Origin of the sequence: Methyloterricola oryzae (assembly GCF_000934725.1) — a bacterium.
Taxonomy (GTDB): Bacteria; Pseudomonadota; Gammaproteobacteria; order Methylococcales; family Methylococcaceae; genus Methyloterricola; species Methyloterricola oryzae.
Map to the genome: position 1 here is coordinate 464,950 of NZ_JYNS01000002.1, position 15,808 is coordinate 480,757.

Annotated in this window: 15 protein-coding genes; 3 read left to right on the plus strand and 12 right to left on the minus strand. The window is 64.3% G+C overall.

Annotation, left to right across the window (positions count from 1 at the left end; all coding sequences use genetic code 11):
* Position 1 precedes the first annotated feature (1 nt).
* The 12 genes from ureE to EK23_RS05850 form a co-directional block, all read right to left on the minus strand.
* Positions 2-451, minus strand: a complete 450-nt coding sequence (gene ureE / locus EK23_RS05795) for an urease accessory protein UreE (RefSeq protein WP_045224329.1) — start codon at positions 449-451, stop codon at positions 2-4.
* Positions 452-460: 9 nt separating this feature from the next.
* Positions 461-2,167 carry an urease subunit alpha gene (gene ureC / locus EK23_RS05800; RefSeq protein WP_045224330.1) on the minus strand — a complete coding sequence of 569 codons (1,707 nt, stop codon included), beginning with the start codon at positions 2,165-2,167 and terminating at the stop codon, positions 461-463.
* Positions 2,164-2,481, minus strand: coding sequence for an urease subunit beta (locus EK23_RS05805; protein WP_045224331.1), 318 nt, complete (start codon positions 2,479-2,481; stop codon positions 2,164-2,166). The genes ureC and EK23_RS05805 overlap by 4 nt, the downstream gene beginning before the upstream one ends.
* Positions 2,482-2,490: 9 nt before the next feature.
* Positions 2,491-2,793 carry an urease subunit gamma gene (ureA, locus tag EK23_RS05810; protein ID WP_045224332.1) on the minus strand — a complete coding sequence of 101 codons (303 nt, stop codon included), beginning with the start codon at positions 2,791-2,793 and terminating at the stop codon, positions 2,491-2,493.
* Positions 2,794-2,832: 39 nt separating this feature from the next.
* The gene (locus tag EK23_RS05815; protein WP_045224333.1) at positions 2,833-3,687 is read right to left on the minus strand and encodes an urease accessory protein UreD; all 855 of its coding nucleotides are present in this window, start codon (positions 3,685-3,687) and stop codon (positions 2,833-2,835) included.
* A gap of 2 nt (positions 3,688-3,689) precedes the next feature.
* Positions 3,690-4,247, minus strand: coding sequence for a HupE/UreJ family protein (locus tag EK23_RS05820; RefSeq protein WP_045224334.1), 558 nt, complete (start codon positions 4,245-4,247; stop codon positions 3,690-3,692).
* 47 nt (positions 4,248-4,294) lie between these two features.
* Positions 4,295-4,990 carry an urea ABC transporter ATP-binding subunit UrtE gene (urtE, locus tag EK23_RS05825; RefSeq protein WP_045224335.1) on the minus strand — a complete coding sequence of 232 codons (696 nt, stop codon included), beginning with the start codon at positions 4,988-4,990 and terminating at the stop codon, positions 4,295-4,297.
* A complete protein-coding gene (gene urtD / locus EK23_RS05830; protein ID WP_045224336.1) occupies positions 4,990-5,796 on the minus strand; it encodes an urea ABC transporter ATP-binding protein UrtD in 807 nt (268 codons plus the stop codon). The genes urtE and urtD overlap by 1 nt, the downstream gene beginning before the upstream one ends.
* Entirely contained in the window at positions 5,793-6,881 is a 1,089-nt protein-coding gene (gene urtC / locus EK23_RS05835) for an urea ABC transporter permease subunit UrtC (protein WP_082053966.1), read from the minus strand. The genes urtD and urtC overlap by 4 nt, the downstream gene beginning before the upstream one ends.
* Positions 6,882-6,884: 3 nt before the next feature.
* Positions 6,885-8,540, minus strand: a complete 1,656-nt coding sequence (urtB, locus tag EK23_RS05840) for an urea ABC transporter permease subunit UrtB (RefSeq protein ID WP_045224337.1) — start codon at positions 8,538-8,540, stop codon at positions 6,885-6,887.
* Between the two features lie 73 nt (positions 8,541-8,613).
* Positions 8,614-9,915: an urea ABC transporter substrate-binding protein gene (urtA, locus tag EK23_RS05845; RefSeq protein WP_045224338.1), complete on the minus strand. Its 1,302-nt coding sequence runs from the start codon at positions 9,913-9,915 to the stop codon at positions 8,614-8,616.
* Positions 9,916-9,959: 44 nt separating this feature from the next.
* A complete protein-coding gene (locus EK23_RS05850; protein ID WP_045224339.1) occupies positions 9,960-11,216 on the minus strand; it encodes a putative porin in 1,257 nt (418 codons plus the stop codon).
* Between the two features lie 326 nt (positions 11,217-11,542).
* On the opposite strand from EK23_RS05850, the gene EK23_RS05855 reads away from it, so the two are divergent.
* The 3 genes from EK23_RS05855 (at position 11,543) to atzF (ending at position 15,798) form a co-directional block, all read left to right on the plus strand.
* Positions 11,543-12,433 (plus strand): RAD23 family protein, encoded by an 891-nt coding sequence (locus EK23_RS05855; RefSeq protein WP_045224340.1) that lies wholly within the window; start codon positions 11,543-11,545, stop codon positions 12,431-12,433.
* A gap of 99 nt (positions 12,434-12,532) precedes the next feature.
* Complete coding sequence (locus tag EK23_RS05860; protein WP_045224341.1) at positions 12,533-13,771, plus strand: mannosyltransferase family protein; 1,239 nt, start codon at positions 12,533-12,535, stop codon at positions 13,769-13,771.
* Between the two features lie 200 nt (positions 13,772-13,971).
* Positions 13,972-15,798 carry an allophanate hydrolase gene (gene atzF, locus EK23_RS05865; protein WP_045224463.1) on the plus strand — a complete coding sequence of 609 codons (1,827 nt, stop codon included), beginning with the start codon at positions 13,972-13,974 and terminating at the stop codon, positions 15,796-15,798.
* Positions 15,799-15,808 lie beyond the last annotated feature (10 nt).

Here is a 15,808-nt window from a genome sequence, read left to right on the forward strand (position 1 = left end):
GTCAGTGCCCGTGGTGGTGAGTAGCCCCGCCGGACGCGTAAGCGCCGGGCTCTGGCTCGAACGGTGCGCTCTCGCGCACAACCGCCAGCCCCATGCCGCGCAGCATGTCGTCCAGCACATGGTCGTGCAGATAGCGCAGTTCGCCTTCGCCGATCTGCAGGGGCACATGCCGGTTACCCAGGTGATAGCAGGCGCGGGCGAACAACAACGGGTCTTCGGTACGCACCACGGAGGTGACTTCCGCCGCGGCTTTAATGCGCACCACCACGCCGCCCTCCCCTTGCAATAGGTCGCCATCGCGCAGGACGCTGCCGCGCGGCAGCAGGACGCCTGCATCGGCGCCACTATCGAGCGCGGCGCGCAGCCGGCTCCTTTGTCGTTGGTCGAAGGTCAGGGTGAGAATGGCGTTCGCCTGGGCGCCCTCGGGCGCACGTTCGGTCAGTTCGAGCATGCGGCCTCGTCAGAACAGGAAATAGCGCTGCGCCAGGGGCAACTCCGTGGCCGGCTCGCACACCAGCAGTTCGCCGTCGGCGCGCACCTGATAGGTCTGGGCATCCACTTCGATCCTGGGCTGATAGGCGTTGTGGATCAGGTCTGCCTTGCGGATGGCGCGGGTATTGGCCACCACGCCAATGCCCTTGCGCAGACCCAGGTGCGCCGGCACCCCGGCCGCAGCCGCGGCCTTCGAGATGAAGCTCAGGGCGGTGGCATGGCGTGCACCGCCCAGTGCGCCGAACATGGGGCGGTAGTGCACCGGTTGCGGTGTCGGGATGGAGGCATTGGGGTCGCCCATGGGCGCCGCGGCGATCATCCCGCCCTTGATGATCAAGCTGGGCTTGGCCCCGAAAAACGCCGGATCCCACAGCACCAGATCGGCCAGTTTGCCCGGTTCCACCGATCCCACCTCATGGGCGATTCCGTGGGTAATCGCCGGGTTGATGGTGTACTTGGCGATGTAACGCTTGGCGCGGTAATTGTCGTTGCGGCCGTTGTCGCCGGAGAGGCTGCCGCGTTGCAACCGCATCTTGTGAGCCGTCTGCCAGGTGCGCGTGATGACCTCCCCTACGCGGCCCATGGCCTGTGAGTCGGAGGAGATCATGGAGAACGCCCCCAGGTCGTGCAGGATATCCTCGGCGGCGATGGTCTCTCTTCGAATGCGCGATTCGGCAAAGGCCACGTCCTCGGGAATGCTCGGGTCCAGGTGGTGACAGACCATGAGCATGTCCAGATGCTCGTCCACTGTGTTCACGGTGAAGGGCCGCGTCGGGTTGGTGGACGAGGGCAGCACATTGGCCTCGCCGCAGGCCTTGATGATGTCGGGCGCATGGCCGCCGCCGGCGCCTTCGGTGTGATAGGTGTGGATCGCCCTGCCCTTAAAGGCCGCAAAGGTATCCTCAACGAAGCCGGATTCATTGAGGGTGTCGGTGTGGATGGCCACCTGCACGTCGTATTCATCGGCCACGCTCAAGCAGCAATCGATGGCGGCAGGCGTGGTGCCCCAGTCCTCATGCAGTTTCAGTCCAATGGCGCCCGCCTCCAACTGCTCCTTCAAGGCTTCAGGCAGGCTGGCGTTGCCCTTGCCGAGAAAGCCGATGTTCATGGGCAGGTCGTCGGCCGCTTGCAGCATGCGATGCAGGTTCCAGGGCCCCGGCGTGCAGGTGGTGGCGTTGGTGCCTGTGGCAGGTCCGGTGCCGCCGCCGATCATGGTGGTGACGCCGGACATGAGGGCATCTTCCACCTGCTGTGGGCAGATGAAATGGATGTGGGAATCGATGCCGCCCGCCGTGAGGATCTGGCCTTCCCCGGCGATGACTTCGGTGCCGGGACCGATGATGATGTCCACGCCCGCCTGGGTGTCCGGGTTGCCGGCCTTGCCGATGGCGGCGATGCGTCCGTGGACGATGCCCACGTCCGCCTTTACGATGCCCCAGTGATCGAGGATCAGGGCGTTGGTGATGACCGCGTCCACCGCGCCGGCGGCATTGGTGATCTGGCTTTGGCCCATGCCGTCGCGGATCACCTTGCCGCCGCCGAACTTGACCTCGTCCCCGTAGACCGTGCGGTCCTCCTCCACCTCGATGATCAGCGCCGTGTCCCCCAGGCGAACGCGATCGCCCGTGGTGGGGCCGAACATCTCGGCATAGGCCCTGCGTGTGATGCGGCTCATGCCGGGTCCTCCAGGCTGCCCATGACCTTCTGGCGGAAGCCGTACATCCGCCGTTGCCCGGCAAAGGCCACCAGGGTGATGTTGCGCATCTGTCCCGGCTCGAAGCGCACCGCCGTGCCCGCCGGAATGTCCAGACGGTAGCCCTTGGTCAGTTCGCGGTCGAAGAACAGGGCCGCATTGGTCTCGTAGAAATGGTAGTGAGAGCCCACCTGGATGGGCCGGTCGCCGGTATTCGCCACCTGCAGCGTCACGCGCTCCCTGTCCTCGTTCAAGGCGATCTCGCCGTCGTCCACCAGTAATTCGCCGGGTATCATGGGCCGCCCTCAAACTATGGGATCATGCACGGTCACCAGCTTGGTGCCGTCGGGAAACGTGGCTTCCACCTGCACATCTGGGATCATTTCAGGCACGCCTTCCATCACATCGTCCCGGGTCAGCAGGGTGCGGCCGTAGCCCATCAGCTCGGCGACGGTGCGGCCGTCGCGCGCGCCCTCCAGGATCGCGGCGCTGATATAGGCGACCGCCTCGGGGTGATTCAGCTTAAGGCCCCGGGCCTTGCGGCGCTCGGCCAGCAGGGCCGCCGTGAACAGCAGCAATTTGTCTTTTTCTCTAGGTGTCAGTTGCATTGATTCAAGGTCTCCAACTGTGCGGTTGGATGGGATCTTTCAGGTGGCCCAAATGCGCGGCGGACAGGCTTTCTGGCCTAGCACCTGCGGCCTTATCAGGGTCCACAGCGCTTCGAACCTTTCACGCACCGCCAGCAGGCTGGAGCCCATGGCCCGCACCACCAGCAGCTCGTCCAGCAAGGTGGCGCCAAAATCGGAATCATCCTGCAGCAGCGCGTGCACCTCGCCCAGGCGCGATTTGTCGAAGGGCGTCGCCAACAGCGTGGCCATGGCGTTTCCGCCGCGAAGCCCCCAGGAGGCCTGGAGGAACTCCGCATCCGCAGGAAAGTTTTCCAGCAGCAGGGGTCGGCCTGATTGACGCACTGCCACTCGGAACTGCCCTGCCCCACTGTTGAAATAATCGCCCGACGCGGGACGTCCGAAGCCGATCAGGTCCCAGCCGATGAAGCGCGCACCCTCTTCGACGGCGATATTCAGCCGGCTGTCCAGGCGTGCCCCATCGAACATCAGCGTCTCCTGCGGCAGCCATTCCAGCGCGGCGCCCGCGGCGACCTCGAGCGTGATCACCTGTCGCGCCAAGGCGCCTTCGCTGCGATAGAACTTGCCTGCGGCCGGTGTGGTAAGCAGCGCTTCACTGCCCACTTCGCTCATTGCATGGATGCTGAGCTGGTCGCCTCCGACTACGCCACCGGGCGGATGCAGGAGGTACACGTGGGCTGTCGCCCCTTCCGGATAGAAGGGCCGTTGCACCTGCAGCGGGCCCCGGTGCCCGCGCTCCGTGAGTACCGTGCGCCCGCCCCGGAGGCCGAGGCGCAGATCCAGGACGGCTTCCCAGCCCGTTCGATCGGCGGCTCCGTCTACGCCCGATGGAGACGCACAGGCCGACTTCGACAAAACTAACCGGCTGCCTGGATCGCGCTGAACCGCGGACGCGACTTGCGGGCCACGAGAACCCGCGCCAGGCAGGAACCCAGCGCCAGTAGCGCCGCCGTGCTGAGCAGGAAACCGCTCACATAGCTGGCCGCGCCGATGTCGACCGGCATCTCCTGGGCATGGACCAGCCCGTGAACCAAGGCGAAGCCCGCGGTGGCCAGCGCGGCGGGCCAGCGGGCGGCCCGTACCCCCGCCAGGCAGAACAAACCGATGGCGGGCAGCGAAAGAGCGATCAGCCCTTCGGCCCCGGGCACCTCGATCCCGGCAAACCCAAGGCCCGCGCCGAGGGCCATCATGAGCAGGAATGCCAGCGGCAGGCCGCCGCGTGCCGTCCCGCTCAAGCGGCCCGCCCAGAAGCCGACGCCCAGCATGACCAGCACGTGATCGAGCCCGCCCAGAGGGTGCATCATCCCGGCCAACCAGCCATGACCAGCACCATGACCAGTATGCGCCCACACCGGAGCCGCCAGCCCGCTCAACGCCAAAACCGCAACTGCCTGAATCATGTTCCTTGCCTTCATGTTTGCCTCTGCTGTATGTCTGCTGTGCGCTGGTGGTCCAGCCCCTGTTAAACCGAGAGATAGCGTTGCACCAGATCCTCGCCGAGTTCCGGCATGGCTCCGGCGGCGACCGCGCGCCCCTTCTCCATGATACAGAATCGGTCGGCAATGCGCCTGGCAAAAGGCAGCTTCTGCTCCACCAGCAGGACCGTCAGGCCGATCTCGCGGTTCAGCCTCAGGATAACGTCGCCGATTTCGTGGACGATGTTGGGCTGGATACCCTCGGTGGGCTCGTCCAGGATCAGCAGCTTGGGATCGGTGACCAGGGCGCGGCCGATGGCCAGTTGCTGCTGCTGCCCCCCGGAGAGGTCACCGCCACGGCGGCGCAGCATGCTCTTCAGCACCGGAAAAATCTCGAAGATGGCTTCCGGAATCTCCCTGGCCTTGTCGGCGCGCGCCGGCAAACCGATGCGCAGGTTCTCCTCCACGGTCAGCAGCGGGAAGATCTCCCGGCCCTGTGGCACATAGCCTATCCCCAGGCTGGCCCGGCGTTCCGCCGGGATGCGCGCGATATCCTGGCCGGCGAACTCCATGCGCCCCGAGACCACCGGCAACAGCCCCATCACGCACTTGAGCAGGGTGGTCTTGCCCACGCCGTTGCGCCCCATCAAACAGGTCACGGAACCTTCCGTGATCCCCATGTCCAGGTCCCACAGGATATGGCTCTCGCCGTAGAATTGGTTGATCGCATTGATGTTCAGCATCAGGCCCCCAGATAGACTTCGATGACGCGGGGATCCTGCTGCACTTCGTTCATGCTGCCCTCCTTGAGCACCGAACCCTCGTGCAACACCGTCACCGTGCGCGCGATGGAACGCACGAACTCCATGTCGTGCTCCACCACCACCACCGAGTGCCGGCCTTCCAGTGACAGCAGCAGTTCCGCGGTGTGCTCGATCTCCTGGTGGGTCATGCCCGCCACCGGTTCATCCACCAGCAGCACCTTGGGGTCCTGCATCAGCAGCATGCCGATCTCCAGCCACTGCTTCTGGCCGTGGGACAGTGCCCCGGCGCGGGCCTGGTGGTGTTCCTTTAGGCCAATGATCTGCAGCACTTCGTCGATCATGTCGCGCTGTTCGCCATTCAAGCGGGCAAACAGGGTGCTCCACACCCCCTTCTCGCCATGCATGGCCAGTTCCAGGTTTTCGAACACCGTCTGTTGCTCGAACACGCTGGGCTTCTGGAACTTGCGGCCGATACCCGCCTGGGCGATGTCCGGCTCGTCCATTTGCAAGAGGTCGATGGTCTGCCCGAAGTACACGCTGCCTTTGTCGGGGCGGGTCTTGCCGGTGATCACGTCCATCATGGTGCTCTTGCCGGCGCCGTTGGGGCCGATGATGCAGCGCAGTTCGCCTTCGTCGATGTAAAGGCTCAGGTCGTTCAAGGCACGGAAACCGTCGAAGCTCACCGTCACCCCTTCCAGATAGAGGATGGGGCCGTGGCTGGTATCCAGCACCTCGTGGAAATCCCCGGCATCACCCGGAAGCAAAGCCCTCTCATAAGTCATCATGCCGGCTTCCTCCTGCGCTGGGCCAGACCCACCAGGCCGTCCGGCATGAACACCGTCACCAGCACGAACAAGGCGCCCAGGGCAAACAGCCAGACCTCGGGCAATGCCGCGGTTAAGACCGTCTTGGAGTAATTCACCAAAACCGCGCCGATGATGGCGCCGTACAGGGTCGCGCGCCCGCCTACCGCCACCCAGATCACCAGTTCCAGGGAATTAAGCGGTGAAAATTCACCGGGGTTGATGATGCCCACCTGAGGCACGTAAAGGGCCCCGGCGATGCCCGCCAGCACCGCCGAGAAAACGAACACCCACAGCTTGAACCATTCCACCCGGTAGCCGATGAAGCGCGTTCGCGCCTCGGCGTCGCGGATGGCCACCACCACACGCCCCAGGCGCGAGGTCACGATCATGCGGCAGGCCAGGTAAGCCAGGGCCAGGGCCAGGCCGCTGAGCACGAAGAAAGCCACCCGCGTGCCTTCCGCCTGCAGGCTGAAACCCAGGATATCCTTGAAATCGGTCAGGCCGTTGTTGCCGCCAAAGCCCATCTCGTTGCGGAAGAAGGCCAGCATCAAGGCATAGGTCAGCGCCTGGGTGATGATGGAAAGATAAACGCCTGTCACCCGGGAGCGAAACGCCAGCCAGCCGAACACGAAAGCCAGGCTGCCTGGCACCAGCAGGATCATCAGGCAGGCGAACCAGAACTGGTCGAAGCCCAGCCAATACCAAGGCAGTTCCTTCCAGTTCAGAAACACCATGAAGTCCGGCAGCAGCGCGTTGCCATAGACGCCGCGCTCGCCGATCTGGCGCATCAAGTACATGCCCATGGCGTAGCCGCCGAGGGCGAAGAAGGCGCCGTGTCCCAGGCTGAGAATGCCGCCAAAGCCCCAGACCAGATCCAGGGCCAGGGCCAGAAGGGCGTAACACAGATACTTGCCCAGCAGGGTCACGGTGTAGGTGGACACATGCAGCGGCGAGGACTCCGGCAGCGCCAGATGGAAGGCGGACACGAAGAACACCAGGGTGCCCAGGATGGTGAAAAAGATCACGCAGCAGCGATCCTGCCGGATGAAGTCGGTCAGTCCCATGGTTCAGCCCTCCACCGCGCGGCCCTTCTGCGGGAACAGACCCCGCGGGCGCTTCTGGATGAACACGATGATGAACACCAGGATCAGTATCTTGGCCAGCACCGCCCCGGCATAGGGTTCCAACAGCTTGTTCACGACGCCGAGACCTATGCCGCCGACCAGGGTGCCCCAGAGATTCCCGACCCCGCCGAACACCACCACCATGAAGGAGTCGACGATGTAGGCCTGGCCCAGGTTGGGTCCGACGTTGGTGAGCTGGCTCAGGGCCACGCCGGCCACACCTGCGATCCCGGAGCCCAGCCCGAAGGTCATGGCATCCACCCAACCGGTGCGTATGCCCATGGCGCGCGCCATGGCGCGGTTCTGGGCGACGGCGCGCACCTCAAGCCCGAGCCGGGTGCGCTTGAGGATGGCCAGCAGGGCGGCGAACACCAGCAAGCTGAAGCCGACGATGTACAGGCGGTTCAACGTCAGCGACAGGGCGCTGTTGATTTCCACCGACCCGCTCATCCAGGCCGGCGTGCTCACACTGCGGTTGAGCGGCGAAAAGATGCTCCGCACCAGTTGCTGCAGGAACAGGCTGACGCCGAAGGTGGCCAGCAGGGTTTCCAGAGGACGGCCGTAGAGCACCCGGATGATGCCGCGCTCAATGGCGATGCCGAACAGCCCGGAGATCAGGAAGGCGGCGGGCACCGCCACCGCCAGGGACCAATCCAGGGCCCCGGGCATCAGGAGCTGGACCACGTAGGTGGTGTAGGCGCCGATCATCATCAGTTCGCCATGGGCCATGTTGATCACGCCCATCACGCCGAACGTGATGGCCAGCCCGATGGCGGACAGCACCAGCACCGCACCCAGACTGAGGCCGAAGAACAGGGTTTCAACCAGCTGATTGAGCTGCACCTTGAACTCGATCCGCTTGACGGCGGCGTCGGCGGTGTTGCGCACATCGGCGTCGGACTCGACGAAATTGCCCTCGTCATCGGTCTCCAGCAGCGCACTGAGACGGTTGCGCACCTCCTGGTCCAGGTTGCCTTCCAGGCTGCGGATCGCGGCCAGCCGCGCTTCCTTGTCCTCGCCGGACAGGTCGGCCAGGGCCAGTGCGGTTTCGATGGCCTGGCGCACCGCCGGGTCGGTCTCCGCAGCCAACTGCGCTCGCAACAGCTGTTCGGTCTCCTCGGTGATGCCCTCGCTCATGGCCTTCACCGCGCGCAATCTCTGCTGAGCATCGCCCACGGTGAGTTCCAGGCGGGCTATGGCGCCGGTCAGGGTGTTGCGCAGGGTATTGTTGATGGCCAGCTTTTTCACGTCGAAGCGACCGACACTTCCCAAAGACTCACCGCTCAGCGCGTCAGTGATGGCGTAGCCCTCGTCGGAGGCGGTCGCGGTCACGACCTTGCCATCGGACTTGCGATAGAAAAGCTGGCCCTCCAGCAGCGCTTTGAGCAGTTTGGGCACGCGCGCGTCGTGGATCGCGGCGAGGGTGTCCACCGCCTCGCCCATCTGGGCCAGGGGCGTGTCCTTGAGTTGCTGCAGGGCGGCGGCCAGCGCCGCGCCCTCATCGGCACGAGCCTGGGCCAGACCCAGTATCGTGCTGAGCAAGACCCCGGCGAGCAGCCGGAGCAGCCCTTTCGGTCGTGTTACGTTAATTAGGCGCATGATGGTTTTATGTTTTTGCGGGCGTCCCTCTCCCGGATGCGGCGGCCTTCCCTGGCCGGCCGTGGAGCCTGGATCAGTATTTCTGACCCGAGCACTTCTTGGTCTTGGTGTTGTAGTTGCCGCAGTTGATGGGCGGTGTCCAGTCGGCGATGATGGGCTTGCTTTCCGGCAGGAAGTCGGACCAGGCGTCACCATCCACCAGGCCCTTGGTCTGCCACACGGTCTGGAACTGGCCGTCGTCCTGGATCTCGCCGATCAGCACCGGCTTGGACAGGTGGTGTGCTTTGTTCATCTTCGCCACGCCGCCGGTCAGGTTGGGGTATTCGATGCCGATCATCGCCTTCTCCACCGCGTCGGTGTCGGTGGTGCCCGCCTTTTCCACCGCCTTCACCCACATATTGAAGCCGATGTAGTGAGCCTCCATGGGGTCGTTAGTGACGCGCTTCGGATTCTTGATGAAGGCGTGCCACTTCTTGATGAAGTCGGCGTTTTCAGGCGTGTCGACGCTCATGAAGTAGTTCCAGGCGGCCAGGTGGCCCACCAGGGGCTTGGTGTCGATGCCGGAGAGTTCCTCCTCACCCACGGAGAAGGCCACCACCGGGATCTTGTCGGCGGTGATGCCCTGGTTGCCCAGTTCCTTGTAGAAAGGAACGTTGGCGTCGCCGTTGATGGTGGAAACCACCGCCGTCTTTTTCCCCGCGGAACCAAACTTTTTGATGTCGGCCACGATGCTCTGCCAGTCGGAATGGCCGAAAGGCGTGTAGTTGATCATGATGTCCTTGGCCTTGACGCCCTTGGACTTCAGATAGGCCTCGAGGATCTTGTTGGTGGTGCGCGGGTACACGTAATCGGTGCCCGCCAGCACCCAGCGCTTCACCTTGAGGTCGTTCATCAGATAGTCCACCGCCGGGATCGCCTGCTGGTTGGGCGCGGCGCCGGTGTAGAACACGTTCTTGGACGATTCCTCGCCCTCGTACTGCACCGGGTAGAACAGCAGGCCGTTCAGCTCTTCGACCACCGGCAGCACCGACTTGCGGGACACCGAGGTCCAGCAGCCGAAGATGGCGGCCACCTTCTCCTTGGCCAGCAGCTCACGTCCCTTCTCGGCGAACAACGGCCAGTTGGAGGCTGGGTCGACTACCACCGCCTCCAGTTTCTTGCCCAGCAGGCCGCCCTTCTTGTTCTGCTCGTCGATGAGCATCAGCATGGTGTCCTTCAGGGTGGTTTCGCTGATGGCCATGGTGCCGGAAAGTGAATGCAGAATACCCACCTTGATGGTGTCGGCTGCGCCCGCCCCTTCCCAGGCGAGAAGGAGCGTGGCGGCAGCCAGGAACGAACTAAGGCGCTTGGTCAAATCCATCTTTCTCAATTTCATGTGTTTAGACCCTTGTGTGGATGGAACGTGTATGTGGGAACCGGCTAGATCTGCAACTGCACGCCCAGCATGATCTGGCTGACGGAATCGCCCTTGGCGGTGTCGGTGAAGTTGAAATTGCCTTTGGTCAGCAGGTCGCCGTACATGTACATCAGCGAGACGCGCGCGTTATGGCCGTCAATGATGTAGTTGACGCCCGCCTCATATAGATTGCGGTTGGTGCTGTTGACCGGCATGGTGTCGGTATAGCGGATGTAGGGCTGGAACTGGCCGATCCAGACTTTCTGCGGCATCAGATACATCAGGCTCAGGTCGAAGGCGTTGCCCTCGAACAGCGGGAAGCCCTTGACCGCGCCGGACTGCACCAGTTGCCGGGAGGTCATGTCGAAGCCTGTGATGCCGTAGTTCTTGTACTCGCCGTTGAAGGTGATGACACCCATGTTCTCGGGCAGGTTCTGCTCGTACAGCACGTCCACCGAGGTGCCGCGGAAAGTGCCCGCGTCGCCGGCGATGCCGGCGCCATCCTCCTGGTACTGGTTGGCCACGCCAACGGTGAAGATGTCGCCGCCCTTGCCGTAGTACGTGCCGCTGGTGTAGTAGCCCGGATTCTTTTCCACATCCAGGAAGTTGTAGGACACGCGCTGGGCGTAAAGGATGTTGTCGTCCTTGTTGGCGCCGCCGCGCAGGCCGCGGAAGAAGCCCGCCACGTATTGCAGGCGGCCTTCGAAGAAAGCACCCCAGATGTTGGCGCCGTCGTCGCGGCCAATGGCGCCGGCGGACGTGCCGTCGTTGAAGTAGCGCACGTTCAGGTCGGAAGGCTCGAACGGCGTGCCGCCGCCGAAGGTGTTATAGATGGCGCTGTAGAAGGGGCCGTTCAGTTCGCGGCGTTCCGCGGCCACCAATTGGCGGCCGACCCAGAGGTTGAACTCAGGCATGATCTCGAACTTGGCGATGGCGTCCAGCATCATCACGTCGCCCCCCTGGCTGCTGGTGCAGGGGAAACATTCGGTGTTGAACTCCAGCTTCACATACTTGTGAATCTGACCGTTGATGTAGATACGGGCGTTATCCAGGTTGAAATCGTTGCTCCACTTGCCGTCCGCCGCGCCTTCGGTGGCGGTGAAGCTGCTGCGGATACCGGCGCCGATGCTGATCCACTTGGTGTCGTCGATCTTGAAGGTGGCGCCGCCGTAGGACACCGGCGCGTAGGTAGCCGCCGCCGAAAGCAAGCCGACGGACAGCAGCGACGCAAGGGTTCCGGTACCCGCCGTCCGCCTGATCTTCGTTTCTGCGTTATTCATTAAAGCCCCCTAGGGAATTGGGATGAGTTGACTGTCATTTGGGTGACCGTTGTGTCTGGCCGCCCCGCTCCAGGCGCTGTAGTTTTCTCGGCGCTTGACGGCTTCCCGCGCAAGCGCCCTGTCCGCCGAACCCGACGCTCTCTGCGGCGGTTGCTGTCCGATCTTGTTCGGGCTCATTACATTGGCGCGCGGAACTTGTCACAATCAGTCAAATGACGTATCTACCTGCGTAGGCACGGGGCTTAGAGTGCACTGGCGGGCTGCTGCGAAGGGGCGGGGCCCGACGCGGGCCGTACCCATCAACCGAGGAAAGAAGGACACACGCTATGAATTACGCCTGGCTGTTTCCGCCGACCCTGGCGGCCCTGCTCACGGGTTGCGGCATCGGCCTGAAACCGGAAGGGGTGCCACCGCGTCCCGAGTCGGTGACGGGCATCCTGTTCCGGGCGGAAACCGATCAGTTGTCCTCGCGGGGAAAGTCCGTGGATACGAAGGCCCTGGCCCAGACCGTCACCCGCAACCTGGATACCTGGGGATTTCCGGTCAGCGCCGATCCCGACGTGGCCTACAGCCATGTGATGGAGCCCCGGGTCGGTGAAATTGTGCACGACGGCGACACGCCCACCGGGTTCTCTTTCAGCGTGGGCAACTCCGATCCCAGGTCGCTGGAATTCCAGAAGGCCGATGTGGTGACGATCACCTGCACCCTGCGCGGCGCCAAGGCGCACAGCCACGAGAACGCCTATCTCAAGGAGACTTTCATGGCGGACGAGGTGATGAAAGGCGGCGGCAAGTCGCTGTTCGACGCCTACTCCAACCACATCGCCACCGCCTGCTTCAACCTGCTTTCCCAGCTCAAGATTCAGCGCAGCAAGCCCGATCCGGTGGAGAGCACGAGCACGTCCAGTTCCACCTGGTTCCCCGATGTGCGCATCGAGGTGAAGGACAAGCCGGTGGCCGTGAAGGCGCCGCCCAAGGCGCAAGTAGTTTTGCCAGCGCCACCTCCGTCAGCGAAGACCTCGGCTACTCAGCCGGCAGCCGCGATGTCCAGCCCGGCACAGGCCCCCGAGTCCGCGGCCACGCCCGAGGCAGCCAGCGAGGAAACCACGACGCCCGCGATACAGACAGAAGTGAAGGAAGACGAGACCCGCAAGCAGATGATCATTCATAACCAGGGCCATCCCATCATCCTGGAGTTCGGTTACGATCGGAAATAAGCGGGGACGGGGTGTACGGCGGACACCCGCACAACGGTCCGGGCTGACGGTCGCCAGCCCCTGGGCGGACCACGAAGGAATTCGCGCAGTGAGCCTGGCATGAGCGCCAGGCGGCACATTCTGCTCATGTGGCTGGCCTGGAGCCTGATCGTGGTGGGCTTCATGTACGCCGCGCCCCTGCGCGTCCACCCACAGCGCCCGGATCATGCCCTGCCCTGGACCGCAGCCGAGACCGGGGCCGATAGCCTCAGTAACAAGCCCTATCTGCAGGACCCGGCCCTCAATCCGCTGGTCGCCTGGGACAGCGAGTTCTACCTGGGCATCGCCACCGGGGGCTACGACGAGGTGGGCAAGATTGCTCCGGTGACGGCAGACGGCGAGTCCCACCCCAAGACCTATGCCTATTTGCCGCTCTACCCCTACCTGATGAAGCTGCTGCGGGTGCCGTTTGTCTGGCTGGGCGGGTCGGACATCGGCGCGTCCGCCGCAGCCGGGGTACTGGTTTCGCTGCTGGGCACCCTGGGGGGCTTGTTTGCCTTGTATGAACTGGCGCGCGCCGACCTGGGAGAAGTCGGGGCACTGCGCTGCGCCTGGATGATGCTGATCTTTCCGGCCTCGTTCCATTTCGCCGTGGTCTACAGCGAGGGCGTTTTCGTCGGTCTTGCCTTCGGCGCGCTGGCGCTGCTGCGGCGCAAACACTGGCTGGGTGCCGCGCTGCTGGCCGCCCTGGCCACCTGGACCCGCTCGGTGGGAATCCTGTTGCTGCTGCCCTTGCTGACGACCTGGCTGATCGCGTTCCTCAGGACTCCGGGCGGCGGGACACGGTTTGGCTTGCTTTCCCATCCGCGCCGGCAACTCATTCCTGTGCTGCCGCTGCTGTTCGCGCCCATCGTGGCCTATCTGGCCTGGCGCGCGGCCTATGGCGCGGAATTCGATTTCGTCCAGACCCAGTGGTTCGACAACCGCTTGCTGGATCTGCCCGCGACCTGGCAGGCCTGGGAGACTGCGTTGCAGGAGGCGCGGACCTGGCCCGAGGCCCGTTACACTCTATACCTGAGCCTGTCGGCCGTGGTTCTCGCCTTGGGCAGCGTTATCCTGGAAGCGCGCCGGCATCCGCAACTGGCCTTGTTCGGCGGCCTCGCCCTGCTCATTCCGCTGACCAGCGGCGTCGCCAGTGTCAACAGCGCCCTGCGCTATGTGCTGGTGATGCCGACGCTCTGGATCTTGCTGGGGCGGATGACCGCCCATCCCGTCGTCGACAGGACCTGGTCCCTGCTCAGCATCCTGCTTCTCGGCATCCAAGCGTTTTTGTTCAGCACCGACCTGTGGTCGTCCTGATCGCTCACCCCCGCATTAAATTGACCAGGCACCAGACTGGCCCATGGCGCACCGATTTGAATCGCCGTACCTGCCCTGTCTGCCGCCGATTGCGTCCCGCCCCTCCTTCGCACGGTGGTTTCACAGGTATCTGACGCCGTGGCACGCACTTCGCTTATACTGGCTCGAACACCCTTGGATACAAGTTGGAACACATCATCATGATGCCGTCGGTCCTGAACATTACGGCCCTGCATGACACCTACCGGCAAGGCAGCCTGACGCCGTCTGGATTGGTGAACGAAGTGCTGCAACGCATCGGCGCGGCACACCGGCCGGAGATCTGGATCAACCTGAGGCCCCGCGCCGAACTGGAGGAGCAGGCGCGGCAATTGGCGGCCCTGCTGCAGCGGGAGGGCGAAGCCGTGTTTCAGCGCTATCCGCTGTTCGGCATCCCCTTTTCGGTAAAGGACAACATCGAAGTGACGGGGCTTCCGAACTCCGTGGGCTGCCCGGTATTCGCCTATACCCCGAAAGAAACGGCCAGCGCGGTGCAAAGGCTGGAAGCCGCGGGCGCCCTGCTGATCGGCAAGACCAATCTGGATCAGTTCGCCACGGGGCTGACCGGCACCCGCTCACCCTACGGGGCAGTGCCCAATCCCTTCGCCCCGGGTTCCATCACTGGCGGGTCCAGTTCAGGGTCGGCTGCCTCCGTCGCCCTGGGCCAGGTGGCTTTCTCATTGGGCACGGATACCGCCGGTTCCGGCCGGATTCCGGCGGCCTTCTGCAATCTGGTGGGCATCAAGCCCACTCCGGGCCTGGTGAGCAACCGGGGCGTCTTTCCGGCCTGCGAGAGCCTGGACTGCGTCTCCGTGTTCGCCTTGGACGTGGCCGACGGCTGGCGGGTACTGAGCCAGATCGCCGGCCACGATCCATCCCAGGCCTACTCCAGGTCTATCGAAGCGCTCGGGCCGCTCTGCCGCGAGGTCAGCCTCGGCCTGCCCGCGCCCCTGGAGTTCCTGGGCGACCACCTGGCGGAAACCGCCTTTCGCAGCACCCTGGAAGCCATCCAGTCCCGGAAAGGCCTACACATCCAACCGGTGGATTTCGCCCTGTTCCGCCAGACTGCCGCGCTGCTCTACGAGGGACCCTGGCTGGCAGAACGGCGTGCGTCCCTGGGTGATTTCCATCTCACCCATCCCGAGGCGCTTGACCCGGCTGTCCGGGCAGTCCTGTCCAGGCGCGGAGAACCCTCGGCGGAGGAGACCTTCGAGGGCCTGCATCGGCTGGAACAGTTCCGGCAGGCCTGTCGGTCGCTATTCGAGACCATCGACATCCTGCTGGTGCCCACCGCGCCGACGCATCCCACGCTGGCGGCGATTGCCGAGGCACCGCTGGAACGCAACACCGAATTGGGTCTGTACACCAATTTCGTCAATCTGCTGGGCCTGTGCGCCCTGGCCCTGCCGGGCCACTTCCGCGCCGACGGGCTGCCCGCAGGCATCACCCTCATCGGGCCCGCAGGCGCCGATCATCGGCTGGCCGAGTTCGCCCGCACCCTGGAGCCCCTCACCCACCGTCGCCTGGGCATTTCCAAACACGCGCCTCGTATCGACTCCGAGCCTCTGGCGCCGCTACCCAGCGGCGAACGCAGCGTGCGCCTGGCCGTGGTCGGCGCCCATCTCGAAGGAGAACCGCTCAACTGGCAACTGCGGGAAAGGGGCGGACGGCTGGTGCAGCAAACCCGCACGACACCCCGCTATGGCCTGTTCGCGCTGCGCGGCACGGTGCCGCCGAAGCCCGGCCTGATCCGCCTCGATGGCCCGGGCAGCGCCATCGCCGTGGAAGTCTGGGAACTTCCCATACGCCGATACGGCGAATTCGTGGCGGAAGTCCCGCCCCCCTTGGCCATCGGCACCCTGGAACTGGAGGGCGGGGAGCAGGTCCAGGGCTTCCTGTGCGAAGCCTGGGCCTTGCAGGGAGCCGAAGATATCCGCGCCTACGGGGGCTGGCGCGCTTATCGGCAAGCCGGCCGCAGCGCAACCTGATCCCTGGAAA